The organism is Planomonospora corallina (assembly GCF_042650625.1).
GTDB lineage: Bacteria > Actinomycetota > Actinomycetes > Streptosporangiales > Streptosporangiaceae > Planomonospora_B > Planomonospora_B corallina.
In genome coordinates, this window is the sequence record NZ_JBHSBM010000017.1 from 968,302 (window position 1) to 985,783 (window position 17,482).

Below are 17,482 nucleotides of genomic sequence, written 5' to 3' on the forward strand. Positions count from 1 at the left end.
ATGATCAAGGCGATCCGGCCCGAGGAGGACGCATGTGCGACGATTTGGATCTCCCCCCGGCGGTGGCGAAGGCCCTGGACGGCTACCGGGCGCTGCTGGCCGAGCACGGGGTCACCTGGGGTGAGGACCAGATCTTCTACGTGAAGTCGATGGTCACCGACGCCTACCTGATGGGCCCGCGTGACTTCTGGGGCGTCTGCCACCGGAAGGTCGCCGAGCGCCATCCCGGCGCGGACCCCGGACGGCTCGAGGAGCACCTGTGCGAGCTCGACATGGCGGACGTGGTCCGCGACGTCCTGGCGGGCGAGGTGCTGGAGAACCTCGCCGCGCTCCGCCTGTCCGGCGGCTCCGGCGCGCAGGAGGCAGCACCGGAAGCAGCACCGGAAGCAGCACCGGAGGCCGTACTGGAGGCCGTACTGGAGGCCAGGACGCTGGCCGTGCTCGACGACCGGCCGCTGCGCACGACGCTGCTGGTGGACTCCGCCCGTGACGAGCCCGCGACCGTGCTCGTGGACGGCCGGCCGTACGAGATCGGGCCGCGCGGCGCCGCGCTGGTCCCGATCACCTCCGGCAGCGAGGTCGTCGCGGACGGGCGGCGGATCGACCTGTCCCCGCTGACCCGCCGCGTGCCCGCCGCCCGCCTGCGGGTGCGCGCCGGCGTGCCGTGCCGGTGGAGCGTGTACGGCGAGCACGGCCAGGGATGGTACCCGCCCGGCGCCCCGCACCGGCGCGACGCCCACGTGCGGCCCTACTTCCACGGCGACGACCTGCTCCTGGACGTCCCGGCCGAGCCGCTCACCGTGCGGGTGGGCCGCGGCATGGAGTACGGCACGGCCGAGGCGGCCGTCACGCCCGTGCCGGGACAGGAGACGCTGGTCGAGCTGGTCCCGGAGCGGCTCTACGACGCCGCGGCCCGCGGCTGGTACGGCGGGGACATGCACGTCCACCTCAACTGGGCCGGGGACATGGTCGGCACCCCCGCCCTGGCCGCGGCCATGCAGCACGGCGAGGACCTGCACGTGCTCAACCTGGTCGCCGGGAACGTCTCCTCGGCGCGGGTCTACGACGCCGAGGCGCTGGAGCACTGGGCGGGCGAGGACCTGCCCTGGTCGGACGCGACCCACCTGGCGCGGATCGGCGTCGAGTACCGCAACGACCTGCTCGGTCACTTCTACGCCTTCGCCCCCGCCGCGCCGCCCTCCCGCTTCCACACGGGCTTCCTCGGCACGGCCGACTGGCCGCCCAACATCGCCGCCTGCGAGGAGCTGCGCGGCCTGGGCGCGGTCACCGGCTACAGCCATCCGTTCCACGCGCCGATCGGCGAGGACGACGGTCCCGAGGCGGCCCTGCTCCGGCGGCGCAACTGCTCGGCCCGGGAGATCGTCGCGGACGCGGCGCTCGGCCTGGTCGACAGCCTCGACGTGCTCAACCACTCGTCGGTCCTGGGGGCCGCCCTGGTCTACCGGCGCCTGATCGGGGCGGGGAACCGGCTCGCGGTCACCGCCGGGACCGACTCCATGCTCTCCTTCGCCCGCCGCGGCAACCAGTCCAGCCCGCCCGGCTGGGAGCGGGTCTACGCGCGGCTGGACGGGCCGCTGTCGGCGGCGTCGTTCGCCGAGGCGATCCGGCGGGGCCGCACCTTCGCCACCACCGGCCCCTGGCTGGAGCTGTCGGTCGACGGGCACGGACCCGGTGACACGCTGGACCTGCCGCCCGGTGCCCGGGTGACGGTGACGGCCAGGGCCGTCGGGCCGGAGGTGGAGCGGCTGGAGATCCGCACCGCCGGCGGGGTCGTCGCCGCGGGCGCCGCCGACGGCGCGGCCACCGCCGGACCGGGCGTGGCGGCGGCCGTCACGACCGGCGGCGGGGCCGCCCCCGTCCTGGAGGTCACGGCCGAGCTGGTCGTGGACGGGCCGACCTACGTGGTCGCGGTCGCCTCCGGCGGGCCGCACGAGCGCAGCTTCCACCCCACCGGGGTGCACGCGCACACCAGCCCCGTCCATCTCGACTCGGGCGGCCGCTCCGTGGCCCGCCCCGAAGACGTCCGCTGGTGCCTGGAGTGGCTCGACCGCCTGGAGGCGATGGTCCGCCGGGAGGGCAGGTTCGACGCCCCCGGGCAGCTCGACGACCACCTGGCCCTGTACGGGCGGGCCCGCGAGGTGTACCGGAGCAGGCTGAGCTGAGCCCGGCGGGGCCGGGAGGCGTACCGCGCCGGGCCGGGCACGGTCCGGCTCGGTACCCTGGCCCGCGTGACGTTTCGAACGACGGCCGCCGCCGCGGTGCTGACGGTGCTGGTGACACTGGTCGGGGGCTGCGGCGGCGGCAGGGCCGTCGGCGACTACGGGAAGGTCGCCGAGGGGCGGGTCGGCGCCACGGTCCCCGTCGAGGTCGCCCCCGGCGAGCGGTTCTCCCTCGCGGTGGCCGAGAACGCCTCCGTCGGTGACAGCTGGAAGCTGGAGGAGCTGCCCGACGTGGCGCTGCTGTCGTACATCGGCGACGAGTACGAGCACGGGGGCGAGCCCGGCACCACCGGCGGGGGCGGCACCCGCTACTACGTGTTCAATGCCAAGCGCCCCGGCACGGCCTCGGTCACGATCTCCAACTGCTGGCGCTGCCCGGTCGGCCGCGTCCCCGCCGACGAGCAGAGCCGCCGCTACTCCGGCGAGGCGACCTTCCGGATCACCGTGCGGTGATCCGTGCGAGGCTGGTCGGTGTGAGCACCCGGCCCGAGGGCCGGGACCCCCGGGTTGGAGACGAACGAATGAACCGACTGGCTGAGATCGACCTGTCCCGCAGGCTGCCGAAGAAGGAGGCGGCCGAACGGCTCGAGGCCGGGCTGTACCGGCTGCTCCGGCTCCGCCTCATGCTGGGCGGGCAGATCGGCGACAAGCGCGTCGGCCCTCCGCTCTGCGTGGTGTTCGAGGGCTGGGACGCCTCCGGCAAGGGCGGTGCGATCAAGCGCCTCGTCCGGCCGCTCGACCCCCGGCACGTCCGGGTCGCCCAGTTCTCCGCCCCGACCCCCGACGAGCACAGGCACCATTTCCTGTGGCGCTTCTGGAAGGTCCTGCCGGGCTGGGGCGGCATGGCGGTGCTCGACCGCTCCTGGTACGGGCGGGTGCTGGTGGAGCGGGTGGAGGGCTTCGCCACGGAGGAGCAGTGGTCCCGCGCCTACGGCGAGATCGTGGAGTTCGAGCGGACCCTCGCCGCCGAGGGCATGATCATCGTCAAGTTCTGGATGCACGTCTCGGAGGAGGAGCAGCTGCGCCGCTTCCAGTCCCGGGCGGACGACCCGCTGCGCGCCTGGAAGCTCACCGCCGAGGACTGGCGCAACCGGGACAAGCGGGCGCAGTACGAGATCGCGGTCGAGGAGATGCTGGAGCGCACCGACCACCCCGCCGCGCCCTGGCACGTCGTCGCCGCCGACGACAAGCGGCTGGCCCGGGTCACGGTGGTGGAGACGGTCTGCGACGCGATCCAGGCCGAGCTGACCGCCCGCGGCCACGACCTGAGCGACCCGGCGCCCGGGGGGACCGACGAGGAGTGACCCGGGGCCCGGCGGGACCGGCGAGGAGCGAGCCGGGCCGGGTCCCGCGGAGCGCGGGCGGCGTCCGGTCGCGCGCCTCGGGATCCGGGCCGGGCCCGCCGGTTGACGATGATTTTCCCCGCGCCGAGCAGGGAGGAGGGACGGGCCGGGGAAGGTGGCGGATGAGGCCGGGTTGCTCCGCGAGACCAGAGGGTAGGGCAGCCGATCCACGCCTACAGCCACCGAACGAGGAGAGGCGAATGACCTTCAATCCGTTGCAGGAGCGGGGGATCCCGCTGGACCGGCAGCTGCGCAACTGGCGTGAGCTGAACGTCATGCCGATCGACCCCGACCACTCCGACCCCTACACCCGGTGCCGGATCATCACGATGAACGGCATCGAGACCGAGGCGGTCTTCTTCAGCCACCACATGGCCCGGCACTGCCCCGACATGGCGGTCAAGCACCAGCTGGCCGAGGTCCGCTACATCGAGGCGCAGCAGCAGAAGGCCGTCAACTGGCTGCTGCCAGGCCTGGCCTCGGTGCTGGAGACCACGCTCGCCTACGAGCAGGTCGCGGTGGACCTGACGGCGTGGGTCGCGCGGATGGAGCCGGACCCCTACCTCAAGCAGGCCTACCAGTTCGGCGTGCTGGAGGACTTCGACCACCTGTACCGGTACGCCAACCTGTTCGAGATGATCGAGCACCGCAAGGCCGAGAGGATCGTCGACGGGCTGACCGAGGTCATGCCGGGCCGGCCGACCTACCTGCACCACCGGCACCCGATCGACAACGTGCGCGAGCCGTACGACCGGAGCACGGTCGAGCCGATCTCCAAGATGCACGCGCTGACGATCATGGCGGCCGAGCAGCAGACCATGAACTTCTACATGAACGTCGGCCCGACGTACATGGAGCCGATCGCCCGCCAGCTCTACCAGGAGATCGGGATGATCGAGGAGGAGCACGTCACCCACTACGAGTCGCTGGTCGACCCGGGGGAGACGTGGTGGGAGATGCTGCTCAACCACGAGTACAACGAGTGCTACCTGTACCACTCGTTCATGGAGACCGAGTCCGACCCGAAGGTGAAGGCGATCTGGGAGCTCCACCTCAACATGGAGCTGGAGCACCTGCGCCTGGCCGCCGAGCTGTTCAAGCGGCACGACGGCCGCGAGCCGGAGGAGGTCCTGGCCCCGCACCTGCCGGCCCCGGTGACCTTCGAGCCGAACAAGGCCTACCTGCGCGAGCTGCTGGCCACGCAGATCGACTACACCACCATCGGCACCGGCTACGTGCAGGACATGCACGAGCGGTTCGAGAAGCTGCAGGCGGCCGTGCACAACGGGGAGAAGCCGCCGAGCGAGCTCGTCATCGACGAGAACCGCGCCAAGTCCGGCCGGGAGTACCGCCACCAGATGGAGGGCGACCACCCGGTGGCCAGCCTCCGCCAGATCCGCTGACGCGGCCCGCCGTCCGGGACCGGTCTCCGGCCCGGTACGGCGTACGGCCCGCACCCCTCGCCGGGGTGCGGGCCGTACGCTTCCCGCGGGAGGCACACCGGCGGCCGCGGTGAGGCGGCGCGCTCAGTCCTCCTTCATCGCGTTGCGGATCACGTCGCGGATCCGGTCCATCATCGCCACCGGCGTGCCCACCAGGATGTTCTTGGTCGCCGACTCGACACCCGGGTGGGGGTGGGTGGGGGCCATCGCCTCGGCGGCCTTCAGCCCGGCGGCCATGGCGCGCCGCTCGGTCTCGCTGGTGCGGGCGCGCAGCTGGGTGAACTCGTAGCGCTCCTCGCTGCGCGCGTGGGCCATCACGGAGGCCCGCAGCACCGCCAGGTTCGTCATGAACCGGGAGTCCTCGACTCCGGCCTTGTCCATGGCCATCAGGAGTTTCTTGGCCTCGTGCTCCTCGGCCAGACGGTCGTCGACCACCGCGTCCCCGCCCTCCAGCTTGCGCCGGGCGTACGGGTGCACGATCTCCTCCTCGGCCGTCTCGTGCACGGCCAGCATCCGGACCAGGCGCCGGAAGGCCTCCTCCCGCTCGCTGGCGGTGGCCTTCTCGACCTCGTCGAACATGTCCCTGATCATCGCGTGCTGCCGGATGAGCAGGTCGACGACGTCGTTCTCCTTCATCATCTCGGGCACCGTCTGGCGCTCGGTCATGTCGTTCTCCCTTCGGTGTACCGCTGGGCTACCCGCGTGCCGGTGGCGAAACCCGGACCGGGTGCCGCCCCTGCATGGCGGGTGTTTGCCCGCTGGGACCCCGGGCACCGGCCACGCATGGGAGAAGGTTCGGGAAAGAGGTCCGGCGCGGCCCGGCTGGCGCTGTGGCACGGCGCCTTCAACGTGCTGTCGGGGGTGTGGCCGCTGGTCCACCTGCCGAGCTTCGAGAAGGTCTCCGGCCCCAAGGAGGACGACTGGCTGGTCCGCACGGTGGGCGGGCTGCTGGCCGGGATCGGCTGGTCGCAGTTGCGGGGCGCCGCGACGGCCGAGGGGCGCGTGCACGCGCGGCGGGTGGGCGTCGCGACCGCGGCGACCCTGGCGGTGATCGACGTGGTCTACGTGGCGCGCCGGCGCATCCGGCCGGTCTACCTGCTCGACGCGGCCGTGGAGGCGGCGTGGATCGTCGCCTGGTGGCGGGCGGGGGCGCACGGGAACGGCGGGGGCCCGCAGGCCCCCGCCGTGCCGTCAGGCGAACGCCGGTCCGTCAGCGCGTGAAAGCGTCCTTGATCTTCTTCCCGGCGTCCTTGACCTTCTCGCCCGCCTGCTTGATGTTGCCCTCGGCCTGGTCGGCCCGGCCCTCGGCGCGCAGCTCCTCGTCGCCGGTGGCGTAGCCCACGTTCTCCTTGGCCCGGCCCTTGAGTTCCTCGGCCTTGTTGGAGATCTTGTCTTCGGTGCCCACGGTCGTCCCTCCTCGGTCGTCGTGTTCTCTCGGACGAGGACGGCACCTATCCCCGCAGCGGGGAGGCAAACCCCTGCCCCGCCCGGGGGAGGGACGCCGCGCCCGCGGGGGGAGGGCGGAGGCCGTGCCGCGCGGGCCGGAGTTAGAGATCCAGCTCCGAGCGGCCGAACCGGTCGCGCAGGAAGCGGCCCTGGTCGCGCAGGGCCTGTTCGTCGCCCCGGTGCACGGCCCGCGCGATCTCGCGGAGCCCGCCGTCCAGCAGGTCGAGCTGGTCCAGGAGCTCCTCGTGCGGGCTGCGCCCGTCGCCGTCCCGGCGCTCCATCGCGTAGGAGCGGGGCAGGGCGGCGTAGGCGTCCAGGCTCGCCGGGAGGTAGTCGCGGATCGTCTGGGAGACGACGTGCAGGTGGTCGGGGGAGGCGGCCAGCGCCTCCGCCCGCCCCAGCATCCCCTCCAGCAGTCCGGTCAGGCCCTCCACCCTGGCCGCCACGTCGGCCGGAAGGCCGGACCCGGCCACCCGGCGCCGCAGCGCGTCCAGTTCGGTGCGGAGCGCGCCGGGTCCGGCCCCGGCGAGGGAGACGGCCGCGCGGGCCGGCTCGGGCGGGGCCAGCAGCGCGCCGGCGCCGTACAGGCCGGCGACCACCAGCGGCCAGAGCGTGCCCGCCAGCCCGAGGAAGTGCGCGGCCAGGCCGGTCAGGGCGAGCACGCAGCCGGTGATGTTCCGGGTGGAACCGAGATAGCCCAGCACCCTGCCGCCGGCGCCGGTGCGGCCCGGTCCGCGGCGGTGCCGGTCACTGGTAGCCACGGATCTCCTTGAAGACCTCGGCGAGGGAGCCGTCGCGGGCGTCGAAGACGGCGCCTCCGGTCAGCTCCGCGACGCGCTTCATCTCCGCCACGTCGCTCTCGCCGAACAGCACCACGAAGGTCCGCGGCCGCCGTCCCTGCGGGATCATCCGGTACAGGGACTCGAAGTCCTCGAAGGAGGTGCCGTCGGTGTTCTCCCCGTCGGTCATCAGCACGACAGAGACGTAGTGGCCGGCGTCGCCCGCGGTGCTCTGCGCGTAGGCGGCCCGCAGCCCGTTGTAGATCGCGGTGCCGCCGCGCGCCCGCAGGTCCTCGGCGTACTGCCTGATCTGCGCGAGCACCGGTTCCGGGCCGCTCTCCGGCAGGACGAAGGTGCGCTCGGCGCCCACCTCCCCGCTGAACGGGATCATGGTCACGGTCTCGCGGCTGCGGAACCGGGAGAACGTCCCGGAGGCCGAGCGGTCGGCACCGGTCAGCGTGACCAGGGCCTCGCGGAGGGCGTCGATCCGCCCGCCCTCCATCGAGCCGGAGGTGTCCAGCACGAAGAACGCGTGCGCCGGGACCCGCAGCTCGTCGAGGTAGGCGGTGATCAGCCCGTCGGCGGTGGCGCGGCGGTTGGGGAACGGCAGCTCCAGCAGGGGCTCCGCGCCGAACTCCGGGCCGGGCTGCACCTCGGGCACGGCCGGCCGCCGGTGGGTGACGGCCATGATCTCCCGCTGCGTGCCCGGCGTGCGCAGCCAGGCGGCCAGCCTGCCGTACAGCTCCTTCTTCTCCGCCGGGGCCGAGGCCAGCAGGGTCAGCGGGTAGTCCGCGGTGACCACGCCGTCGGACGGGCGGACGAGGGTCAGGCCCGTCATGCCCAGCAGCACCGACTCGTAGTTGACGAGGCCGTCCACCCCGCCGCCTCGCGCGTAGGCCTCGGCCAGCCAGCCGGAGGAGCCCGAGGTGAGCCTCTGGGCGGTGAAGAACTCCTTCAGCCGGGGCGTCACCGAGGCGACCTGCTCGGCGGTCAGCGCCCCGTCGGCGCCCGAGAGCCCGGCGGCCACGCCGACCAGCGCGGAGAAGCCCGAGTTGGACGAGGCCGGGTTGGTCATGCCGAAGGTGAAGCGCCCGCCGGCGGCGGCGGTGGCGATCTCCTCCCAGGTGGCCCTGCCGTCCGCCCAGCCGAGTTCGGCGGCCTTGGCGGTGCGCAGGCCGAGCAGCACCGGGGAGACCATGGTCCGGGTCTCGGTGGACAGCCGGGCCCGCGCGCCGTCGATCAGCGACAGGTAGCGGTTGGAGGAGAACCAGACGGCGTCGTAGCGGCCGTCGGCGCCGCCGGACGCCACCTGCTCGGCCCCGTCCAGGGTGCCGGTGTAGGTGAACCTGACCTTCACCCCGGACCGCTCCAGCAGCGGCTCCATGTCCGCCACCTCGCTGCCGGCCAGGATGCGCAGCACGTCGGGCCCGTCCTGGTGCTCGGCGCCGGAGCCGCACGCCGCCGCGCCGAGCGACAGCGCCGCCGCCACCGCCGCGGCGGCCGCCCGCCGCAGCGCCCTCCAGACTCCCTGCGCGCCGCCGCGCACCGCGCTCACCGGTCCGCCTCCGCCCGCACGGCCGCCCGCTCGACGTAGGTCCTGGCGTGCTCCAGTTCGGTGGTCAGGCTCTCCACGGTGACGGCCATGTTCCGCACGGCCTGCGCGCGGAAGGCGTCGATCATGTCCATGGTGGCGTAGACGTCGTCGAACGCCCTGCGGAGCGTGTCCATGTCCACGGTGGCGGCGGCGGCCTGGTTCTGGATCGCGCCCGCCTGGGTGCGGAGCATCTCGCCGGTGGCCAGGATCAGGTCGCCGGTCACGGAGTTGAGCGCGGTGATCTGGTCCAGCACCAGTTTCTGGTTCGCCAGGGCCTGCGCCACGACCACCGCGGTGCGCAGCGCGGCGATCGTCGTGGTGGTCGCCCGGTCCACGCCCTTGATGAGCTCCTGGTTGTTCTTGCGGACCAGGTCCAGGGCCAGATAGCCCTGCACGGAGACGGCCAGCTGGGTGAGGATGTCCTGGTGCTTCTGCCGTACGGCGAACAGCGCGTCCGAGCGGAGCGCGGTCGCCCGCTCCGGGTCGGTCGCCTCCAGCTGGAGCAGGTGCTCCTCCAGGGTGGCGTCGAGCGCGGAGGCCAGCACCGCGTACTCCTGCAGCCGGGTCATCGCCTCCCACAGGTTCGCCTTCTCGCCCTCGATCGCGGCGTTGTCCTTGAGCAGCTCGTCCTGGCCGGACTTCAGCGCCCGGACGATGTCGTCGAGGTGCTTCTGCGCGGAGGAGTACCTGGCGAAGTAGTCGCGGAGCCGGTCACCGAAGGGGATCAGGCCCAGCAGTCTGCGCGGCCCGCTCGCCGCCTGCTTCGGGTCGAGGTCCACCACGGTGCGGCGCAGCTCCACCAGCCGCCCCGCCACCCGCCCCTGGGCGTCCGCGCCCTCGCCCTCGGCGGCCGACAGGGCCGCCACCGGGCGCTTGAGCATGCGCCCGGCCACCTGGGAGGCGGAGCGGATCTCGCCGTCGCCCATCGAGGAGATGTCGTTCACCCTGCGGGTGAAGTCCGGCACCCGGGGGTCCAGCGCGGCCAGCTCCGCCGCGAAGTCCCGTGCCCTGGCGGTCAGCTCGGCCCGGCGCTCCTCGGGAAGCGGCAGCATGGTCGCGGCCTGCTGCGCCGGTACGGCCCCCACCGGGGCGGGCGGCGTGAGCGTCGGGCCGCCCGCGGCCGCGGGGGGAGTGAGCGTGAGACCGCCCGCGGTCGCGGGCGGGGTGGGCGTCAGGCCGTCCCCGGCCGTGCCCGCGGTGCCGCCGGTGCTGTCTGTCACGGTTTCAGGACCCTCCTTCGGTCCGGGGGGCGGCACCGCCGGCGTAGAGCCGCTCGATGCCGGTGATGAGCTGGTCCAGGTGCTCGTAGGCGGGCGGCTCGACCACGTCCACCAGGTTCCGCGCGACCGGCGCCCGGTGGCGGGCGGCCAGGTCGGTGAAGGCCCCGGGGTCGGCGGTGCGGAACCCGTGCCGCGCGGCGAGGGCGCGCAGCCCGGGATCCTCGGTCAGCAGCCGCCCGACCCGCTCCCCCTGCGCGGTGAGCGGCACCAGCGTGTGCTTGCTGAGCACGGTCGGTGCCGGGTAGAGCAGCCGCATGTCGGAGGTGATCGACCCGTCGCCGGAGAACAGCCGGGACAGGTACTGCGCCTCGTAGATCACGACCATCGGCGTCTTGCCGGATCCCATGACCAGGTAGTCCTGGAACGGCGCCTCGCTGGAGGCCTGTGAATACCCCTGGTCGAGGAAGAGCGGCGCCAGCTTCTCGGCCAGCCCGGGCACCTGCGCGGCGGAGTCGACGACGTCGTTGCCGCCCGCGACGTAGCTGGTCATCGCCAGGTACATGGCGGCGGAGTTGGAGGTCCGCACGTCGGTGGTGGTCAGCAGCACCCGCTTGCGCGCCGGGTAGGCGGTGTTGCCGGGCAGGCGGTCCCAGCGGGCGCCCTCGGCGACCAGGTCGAGATAGGCGGCGACGTCGAAGATCTGGTGGCCCTGGCCGGAGTCGCGCACCAGCCCGGCGCCGGCCAGGACGCGGACGATCGGCTCGAAGGTGGCCACCGCCATGGGCGAATGGAAGGGGGAGAAGACCCGGGTGACCTTCCGGTCCCTGGCGATCCTGTCCGCCGCGGGGAGGCTGGAGGGGAACGCGAAGGCGTAGCCGTCCAGCTCGAATCCGGTGGCGATCTGCCGGGAACCGGCGGTCTCCACCTCCACCCGCAGCCCGTGCTCCTCGAACGCCGCGCGCACCCGGGGATCGTTGAAGAAGGGCTCCTTCTCGGAGCCGATGACCCCCCGCACCACGACGGGCCCGCCGCCGCCGTCGCCGAGGTGGACGGCCACCGCGACCACGGCGGCGAGCAGCACTGCCAGAGCGATGCCGATCGGCCGCTTCATCACACCTCATTTCAGGAAAAGCCCCTTTTTTGGGGATTATCTGCGGTGAATAAAAGGGGTGCGCGGGGGATAGGGGGATGGTCGACAGAATTACGTTCCTGTTCATTTGCTCGTCATTCGAAAGGACGTGGACGGATGCGGCTGGCGGAGCGGCTGGGCAGGATGGACCGGCGGTTGTTCGCCGCCGTGGCGGGCGCGCGGCTGCCCGGTCTCGAGCGTGTGGTCCCCGCGCTGTCGCGCGCGGCGGACAACTCCCTGCTCTGGGCGGGGATCGCCGGCGCGCTCGCGGTCAGCGGGCGGCGGCCGCTGCGCCGGGCCGCCACCCGGGGGCTGCTCGCGGTCAGCCTGGCCAGCCCCCTGGTCAACCTGGTGGGCAAGCAGGCGTTCCGCCGGTCCCGGCCGTCCGCCGAAGGGCTCCCGCTGGCGCGGCTGGTCAAGATGCCGCTCTCGGCGTCGTTCCCCTCCGGGCACTCCGCCTCGGCCGCCGCGTTCGCCGCCGCCGTGGCCATGGAGGCGCCCCGGGCCGTCGCCGTGCCCGTCGGGCTGCTCGCGGCGGGGGTGTGCTTCTCCCGCGTCTACACCGGCGTGCACTACCCGGGGGACGTGCTGGCCGGGGCGGCGGTCGGCGTGGCCGCCGGAGCGATCACCCTGCGCCTGTGGCCGGAGGCCGCCGAGGCGGGCCGGGCCCGGGCCGCCGTCACCGCCCCTCCCGTCCCGCTCGACCCGGAGGGCGAGGGCGTGGTCGCCGTGGTCGACGAGGGGGCGGGCCCGGGGAGAGGGGCGGGTGCCGCGGAGGCGGGGACGAGGACGGCGGACGTGCTGCGCGCCGCGCTGCCCCGGGCGGAGATCCGCGAGCCGGGCCCCGGCGACGACCTCGGCGAGGTGGTGCGCCAGGCCGCCTCGCGGGCCAAGGTGCTCGCCGTGGCCGGAGACGACGCACTGGTGAGCAGGGCCGCCGGGCAGGTGGCGCGGACCGCCACCCCGCTGCTGGTCGTGCCCTCCGGCCCGCCCGGTGACTTCGCCCGCGCGCTGGGCGTGCTGACCGCTGACGAGGCCGTCGCCGCCTACCGCTCCGGCGACCTGGTGAGCGTCGACGTCGGCGAGGCCGCCGGGCGGACCTTCGTCGACTCCGCGAGCCTGGGCGTCTACCCGGAGGTGCTGGCCGGACGGGAGCGGCGGCGGGGCCGGATCGGCAAGTGGCCCGCGCTGCTGTGGGCGATGGCCGAGGTGCTCGGGCGAGATGACGCGCGCCCCGTCGACCTCGTCGTGGACGGCGTGCCGCGCCGCGCCTGGCTGGTGTTCGTGGGCAACTGCCGCTACGAGGTGCGCGGCGCCGCGCCCACCCGCCGCGAGCGGCTGGAGGACGGCCTGCTGGACGTGCGGATCCTGACCGCGGCCGACCGGCTGCCCCGGGTGCGCGCCCTGATCAGCGTCCTGACCGGCCGGTTCAAGCTCTCCCGCCACTACCGGCAGTGGCAGGCCGACACCCTGCGGATCTCCTCGCCCTCCGGCCGTCTGCGCATCGCCTGCGACGGGGAGGTGTTCACCGCCGCGGGCGAGGTGCGCTTCACCAAGCGCCCCCGCTCGCTGCTGGTCCTGCGCCCCGTCGATTGACCCGCCGGGCGGACGCGCGCCGGGCGGACGCGTGCATGCCGGGTGGACGCGCGCCGGGCGGACACCGGCGCGCCGGGCGGGCGGAGAAGACGGGCGGAAAAAAGAATTGACGCGTCCGGAGCGCCGACGTACCGTCGATGGCGTCCTGTCGTCGTCCCTGGGGGAGTCCGGTGGAGTTCTGAGGTTTCGGACACCGCGCTTGCGAGAGCCGTTCACCGGCCCGGCGCGCTTCGACCTCAGCGGAATGCTCCCCGTCTCCGGCGGCGGCTTCTTTCCTGGGTTCCCCCCTGCGGGGCGTGCGCGCCCGCGGTGTCTCCCGTGTCAGCGAAGAAGACCACGACACCTCACCGGGAGCCGCCCCATGTCATTCCCCACGTCATCCTCCATCGTCTGCGACCGTCTCTCGTTCGCCTGGCCGGACGGCACGGTCGTGCTCGACGGGCTCGACGCCGCCCTCCCCGCCGGCCGTACCGGGCTGATCGGCGTCAACGGCTCGGGCAAATCCACCCTGCTCAGGCTCGTCGCCGGCGAGCTCGTCCCGGCGTCCGGGTCGGTCGGCGTCACCGGCGAGGTCGGCTACCTGCCGCAGAACCTCCTGCTGGACGCCGCCCGCAGCGTCTCCGACCTGCTCGGCATCACCGCCAAACGGCGGGCGTTGCTGGCCCTGGAGCGGGGGGAGGCCGCCGAGCACGAGCTGGCGGAGCACTTCGCCGCGATCGGCGACGACTGGGACGTCGAGGAGCGCGCCCGCGCCGAGCTCGACCGGCTCGGCCTGGGTCACGTCGGCCTCGACCGGCCGACGGCGACGCTCTCCGGCGGGGAGGCCGTGCTGACCGCCCTGGCCGCCCTGCTGCTGCGCCGCCCCGACGTGCTGCTGCTGGACGAGCCCACCAACAACCTCGACCTGGACGCGCGGCGCAGACTGTACGCCGCGGTGGAGTCGTACGGCGGCGTGCTCGTGGTGGTCAGCCACGACCGGGCCCTGCTGGAGCTGGTGGACACCGTGGCCGACCTCGGCGGCGGCGCGGTCCGCCTGTACGGCGGCAACCTGACGGCCTACGAGGAGATGCTCGCCGCCGAGCAGGAGGCGGCCGAGCGCATGGTCCGCGTGGCCGAGGCCGATGTGCGCAGGCAGAAACGCGAGTGGGAGGAGGCCCAGGTCAAACTGGCCCGCCGGGTCCGCTACGGCGACAAGATGAACGAGCAGAAACGCGAGCCGAAGATCATCATGAACGAGCGGAAGCGCCAGGCGCAGGTCGCGGCGGGCAAGCACCGCAACCTGCACGCCGGCAGGCTCGCCGAGGCGCGCGAGCGGCTCGGCGAGGCCGCCGCGGCGGTCCGGGACGACCCGGTGATCCGCATCGAGCTGCCGGAGACGGCCGTGCCCGCGGGCAAGACCGTGCTGACCGCCACCGGCCTGCGGACCGCGAGCGGGGGCGCGGTGGAGGAGCTGGCCGTGCGCGGCCCGGAGCGCATCGCGCTGCTCGGCCCCAACGGATCGGGCAAGACCACGCTCCTGCGCACGCTCGTCGGCGAGCTGGAGCCGGAGGAGGGCTCCGTCACGCTGGGCGTGCCCGGCGTGCGGTACCTGCCGCAGCGGCTGGACGTGCTCGACGACGCGCTCAGCGTGGTGGAGAACGTCCGCCGGTTCGCGCCCTCGGCGACGCCGAACGCGATCCGGGCCCGGCTGGCCCGGTTCCTGCTGCGCGGCGCGCGGGCCGACCGGCCCGCCGGGACGCTCTCCGGAGGGGAGCGGTTCCGCGCCGTGCTCGCGGCGCTGCTCTCCGCCGAGCCGCCGCCGCGGCTCCTGCTGCTGGACGAGCCCACCAACAACCTGGACCTGTCCAGCGTCCGGCAGCTCGGCCGGGCGCTGGAGGCCTACCGGGGGGCGCTGGTCGTGGTCAGCCACGACCTGCCGTTCCTCCGCACGCTCGGCATCACCCGGTGGCTGGTCCTCGACCGGGAGGGGAGGCTGTCGGAGCAGGCCGGGCCGCCGGCCGGAGTGGAGGTTTGACGGAGGTAGATCGATCGGGCGATAGTGGGGCAGATGAGGATCTCCCCGGCTGCCCCCCGCCTGTTGTCCGGCGCCGCGCTCGCCACGGCCGCCGCCCTCACCCTCACCGCCTGCACCGCCGTCCCCGCCACCCGGCCCACCGGCGGCCAGGCCACCGCGAGCGGGGTGGTGGGCGCGATGGGCGGAGGCTCCGGCACGCCCGGCGGCGCGGCGGACGCCACGCCCGCTCCGGCGGGCCTGACGGCCGAGCAGTACCGGGCCGAGCTGCAGCAGGCGCGCGGCCCGGTCCGGGATGCGCTGCGCAAGCTGGCCGACGCCGACGGCTACAAGGGCCTCGGCAAGCGCGTCGACCGGACCGCGTCCGCGGTGCGCCAGGCCGTGGCCCGGCTGGAGGCGCTGACGCCCCCGGCCGAGGTGACGCTCCAGCACTCGACCTACCTCGACGCGCTGCGCATGTTCGGCGCCGCCTTCGACGGCGCCGGCCAGGACGTGCGGGCCCAGGAGGTGTGCACGGGCCCGGCCGTGCTGACCAGGCTGGACCGTTCCGGTGACCTGCCCGACATGAAGGAGGCCGCCGCGGGGCTGGCCGGCTACCCGGCCGACGTCGTCTCGGTGAAGGCGGCCAAGCAGAAGACCCGCCGCCTGGGCAACGGGAGGATCATCCAGTCCGAGAGCCGGACCGGGCGGGGCTCGGTGAAGGTGCACAACGGCGGCACGAGCGACGCCGTCGTCTTCCTGGTGCGCGGCAAGAAGAAGGCCGTCGTCTTCTACGTGCGCAAGAAGTCCAGGGCCACCGTCCCCGGCATCCGCGACGGCAAGTACAGGATCTTCTACACCACGGGCAGCGACTGGGACTCCGGCGCCCGGGCCTTCAGCCGCTCGTGCGCCTTCACCGAGTTCGGCAAGAGCGTGCGCTTCAGGACCACCCGCTCCGGGGGCTACATCCGCTGGGACAACTGGACGCTCACCCTGCACGCGGTCAAGGGCGGGAACGTCCGCTCCAAGCCGGTCGACCCGGACAAGTTCCCCGGCTGAGGCGCCGGGCCCGGGCCGGTCCGCCGGAGCCGTTCCGGTCCGGCGGCGGGGCGCCCGCCCCGGGCCGGGCTCCGGTCCCGGGCGCGCGGGTCCGCCGCCGGAGACGCGAAGACCGCGGTCCCCGTGCGGGACCGCGGTCTCGTGGGTCTCGTGGTCGGCTCCCCCCTTGAGGCGGCAGGCCGCCGATCAGGTGGAGAAGAGCATGCCGACCCAGCTGCGGCGGTGGTGGCCGTAGTGGCCGCCGTAGTGCGGGGCGGGGGCTCCCCAGCCGGGCGCGCCGTGAGCGGGCGGCGGGGGCGGCGGGGGCGGCGGAGCGGAGTGCTGCTGGGCCCACTGGCTCTCCATGCGGGTCAGCGTCTCGAGCTCGCCGTAGTCCAGGAAGATCCCGCGACAACCGTCGCACTGGTCGATGTGGACACCATTGCGCTCGTACGTGCGCATGTTGCCCCGACACTTCGGACACTGCATGTGGTCGGTCTCCTTGCTTCGGCATCGGGTCGTCGTTACCGACAACCTACTGCGTTGCCACAATATGGCAGGCGTTCCGGAACTGGACAATCCTCTGGCAGGAGTCGACCAGCACCTGCTCCACCTCGTCCAGCGCCCGCCCCTCCCGCTTCGCCGCCGCCACCGCCGCGGCCGCCAGCTGCACGGTCATCGCCTGCGCGGGGAGGTCCAGCCGCTCCCACGGGTCGCCGGCGGCTCCCACGGCACACCCGCCCGCGGCGCGGTAGGCCGCCAGGAAGCGGTGCCAGACCACCGGGTCCAGCAGCCCGGCCGCGAACCAGGCCGCAGGCCGGGCCAGGTCCCACGCCGGATCGCCGACGCCCAGGTCGTCGGCGTCGATGAGGATCCACTCGCCGCGGAGCCGGACCATCTGCCCCAGGTGCCAGTCGCCGTGCGCCAGCGAGCACGGCCCGGTCACGGGCGCCGGGGGAGGGGCGTCCCGCGGGGGCGCCGCCCCGGAGGGCGCCCCTGAGGCCTCCGGAGAGGCGCCCGCGAGAGACCCGGGAGAGGCGTTCGCGGGGGAGCCCGCACCGGAGGGGGCCGGGGGCCGGGGCGGCAGGCCGGGCAGGCATTCGAAGGCGCGGCGCACGACCCGCTCGGCCGCCGAGCCGCCGTCCAGCCGGGCGACCGTCCTGCCGACCCGCGCGGGCCCGCCCGCGGGCGGCAGCGCCGGGAGCGCCTCCGCCGGTACGGCGTGCAGCCTGGCCAGCAGCCGAGCCCCCTCCTCCCAGGGCGCCGCGTCCGGATCGTCGGGGTCCACCGGCTCCCCGGCCGGCCAGACGGTGACCAGCCGGTCTCCGGCGGTCATGACCTGCCCGGTCACCGGCTCGAGCAGGATCCCGCGGAGCGCCGGGCCGGCCACGGCCCGCATCCGGGCCTCCAGCTCCTGCCGCCCCACCTCGGGGACGTGCGCCTTGACCACCACGGAGCCCGCCCGCACGACCGTCACGTCGGGGCGGGTGGGCAGCACCACGGGCGGCGCGTCGCCGTACCGGGCGGCGATCCGGCCCAGCGCGCCGGTCAGGTCGTCGCTCTCGCTCACCCGCAAAGTGAACCACAGCGTCCCGGGCCACTGAATGAATCTACGATGTAAAGGAGCGGGGCCGGTGAACCCGCCGCCGGTCCGGGCGAGTCCGC

At 74.1% G+C, this 17,482-nt stretch carries 16 protein-coding genes and 1 pseudogene; 8 read left to right on the plus strand and 9 right to left on the minus strand.

Annotated features, from left to right (window positions below; all coding sequences use genetic code 11):
• Positions 1-32 precede the first annotated feature (32 nt).
• The 4 genes from ACFOWE_RS17585 to ACFOWE_RS17600 all read left to right on the plus strand — a co-directional run bounded on the left by ACFOWE_RS17585 (position 33) and on the right by ACFOWE_RS17600 (position 4,986).
• Positions 33-2,183, plus strand: coding sequence for a CehA/McbA family metallohydrolase (locus ACFOWE_RS17585; protein ID WP_377288980.1), 2,151 nt, complete (start codon positions 33-35; stop codon positions 2,181-2,183).
• 66 nt (positions 2,184-2,249) lie between these two features.
• A complete protein-coding gene (locus ACFOWE_RS17590) occupies positions 2,250-2,693 on the plus strand; it encodes a protease inhibitor I42 family protein (RefSeq protein WP_377288982.1) in 444 nt (147 codons plus the stop codon).
• Between the two features lie 68 nt (positions 2,694-2,761).
• Positions 2,762-3,544 (plus strand): polyphosphate kinase 2 family protein, encoded by a 783-nt coding sequence (locus ACFOWE_RS17595; RefSeq protein WP_377288984.1) that lies wholly within the window; start codon positions 2,762-2,764, stop codon positions 3,542-3,544.
• A gap of 239 nt (positions 3,545-3,783) precedes the next feature.
• Positions 3,784-4,986 carry a hypothetical protein gene (locus ACFOWE_RS17600; RefSeq protein WP_377288986.1) on the plus strand — a complete coding sequence of 401 codons (1,203 nt, stop codon included), beginning with the start codon at positions 3,784-3,786 and terminating at the stop codon, positions 4,984-4,986.
• 123 nt (positions 4,987-5,109) lie between these two features.
• Here ACFOWE_RS17600 and ACFOWE_RS17605 read toward each other — a convergent pair whose 3' ends face one another.
• Complete coding sequence (locus ACFOWE_RS17605) at positions 5,110-5,691, minus strand: hemerythrin domain-containing protein (protein ID WP_377288988.1); 582 nt, start codon at positions 5,689-5,691, stop codon at positions 5,110-5,112.
• Between the two features lie 117 nt (positions 5,692-5,808).
• On the opposite strand from ACFOWE_RS17605, the gene ACFOWE_RS17610 reads away from it, so the two are divergent.
• Complete coding sequence (locus ACFOWE_RS17610; protein WP_377288990.1) at positions 5,809-6,246, plus strand: hypothetical protein; 438 nt, start codon at positions 5,809-5,811, stop codon at positions 6,244-6,246.
• On the opposite strand, the gene ACFOWE_RS17615 is transcribed toward ACFOWE_RS17610, so the two are convergent.
• The 5 genes from ACFOWE_RS17615 to ACFOWE_RS17635 form a co-directional block, all read right to left on the minus strand.
• Complete coding sequence (locus ACFOWE_RS17615; RefSeq protein WP_377288992.1) at positions 6,236-6,430, minus strand: CsbD family protein; 195 nt, start codon at positions 6,428-6,430, stop codon at positions 6,236-6,238. The two genes, ACFOWE_RS17610 and ACFOWE_RS17615, sit on opposite strands and share 11 nt — an antisense overlap.
• A gap of 142 nt (positions 6,431-6,572) precedes the next feature.
• Positions 6,573-7,232 (minus strand): hypothetical protein, encoded by a 660-nt coding sequence (locus tag ACFOWE_RS17620; protein ID WP_377288994.1) that lies wholly within the window; start codon positions 7,230-7,232, stop codon positions 6,573-6,575.
• A complete protein-coding gene (locus ACFOWE_RS17625; protein WP_377288995.1) occupies positions 7,219-8,805 on the minus strand; it encodes a VWA domain-containing protein in 1,587 nt (528 codons plus the stop codon). The genes ACFOWE_RS17620 and ACFOWE_RS17625 overlap by 14 nt, the downstream gene beginning before the upstream one ends.
• Positions 8,802-10,064, minus strand: coding sequence for a toxic anion resistance protein (locus ACFOWE_RS17630; protein WP_377288997.1), 1,263 nt, complete (start codon positions 10,062-10,064; stop codon positions 8,802-8,804). Before ACFOWE_RS17630 ends, ACFOWE_RS17625 begins: the two co-directional genes overlap by 4 nt.
• Positions 10,065-10,068: 4 nt before the next feature.
• The gene (locus ACFOWE_RS17635) at positions 10,069-11,175 is read right to left on the minus strand and encodes a hypothetical protein (protein WP_377288999.1); all 1,107 of its coding nucleotides are present in this window, start codon (positions 11,173-11,175) and stop codon (positions 10,069-10,071) included.
• A gap of 135 nt (positions 11,176-11,310) precedes the next feature.
• Here ACFOWE_RS17635 and ACFOWE_RS17640 point away from each other — a divergent pair, with 135 nt between their 5' ends.
• The 3 genes from ACFOWE_RS17640 to ACFOWE_RS17650 all read left to right on the plus strand — a co-directional run bounded on the left by ACFOWE_RS17640 (position 11,311) and on the right by ACFOWE_RS17650 (position 15,838).
• On the plus strand, positions 11,311-12,789 hold the full coding sequence (locus ACFOWE_RS17640) for a bifunctional phosphatase PAP2/diacylglycerol kinase family protein (protein WP_377289001.1): 1,479 nt from the start codon (positions 11,311-11,313) through the stop codon (positions 12,787-12,789).
• A 361-nt stretch (positions 12,790-13,150) separates the two neighbouring features.
• A complete protein-coding gene (locus tag ACFOWE_RS17645) occupies positions 13,151-14,803 on the plus strand; it encodes an ABC-F family ATP-binding cassette domain-containing protein (protein WP_377289002.1) in 1,653 nt (550 codons plus the stop codon).
• A 33-nt stretch (positions 14,804-14,836) separates the two neighbouring features.
• Positions 14,837-15,838, plus strand: a complete 1,002-nt coding sequence (locus tag ACFOWE_RS17650) for a hypothetical protein (protein WP_377289003.1) — start codon at positions 14,837-14,839, stop codon at positions 15,836-15,838.
• Positions 15,839-16,024: 186 nt separating this feature from the next.
• Here ACFOWE_RS17650 and ACFOWE_RS17655 read toward each other — a convergent pair whose 3' ends face one another.
• The 3 genes and pseudogenes from ACFOWE_RS17655 to ACFOWE_RS17665 all read right to left on the minus strand — a co-directional run bounded on the left by ACFOWE_RS17655 (position 16,025) and on the right by ACFOWE_RS17665 (position 17,387).
• Complete coding sequence (locus ACFOWE_RS17655; RefSeq protein ID WP_377289183.1) at positions 16,025-16,183, minus strand: hypothetical protein; 159 nt, start codon at positions 16,181-16,183, stop codon at positions 16,025-16,027.
• Between the two features lie 15 nt (positions 16,184-16,198).
• Positions 16,199-16,306: pseudogene (locus ACFOWE_RS17660) on the minus strand (TFIIB-type zinc ribbon-containing protein); the annotation flags it as partial.
• Between the two features lie 46 nt (positions 16,307-16,352).
• Positions 16,353-17,387 (minus strand): phosphotransferase family protein, encoded by a 1,035-nt coding sequence (locus tag ACFOWE_RS17665; RefSeq protein WP_377289005.1) that lies wholly within the window; start codon positions 17,385-17,387, stop codon positions 16,353-16,355.
• Between the last annotated feature and the right edge of the window lie 95 nt (positions 17,388-17,482).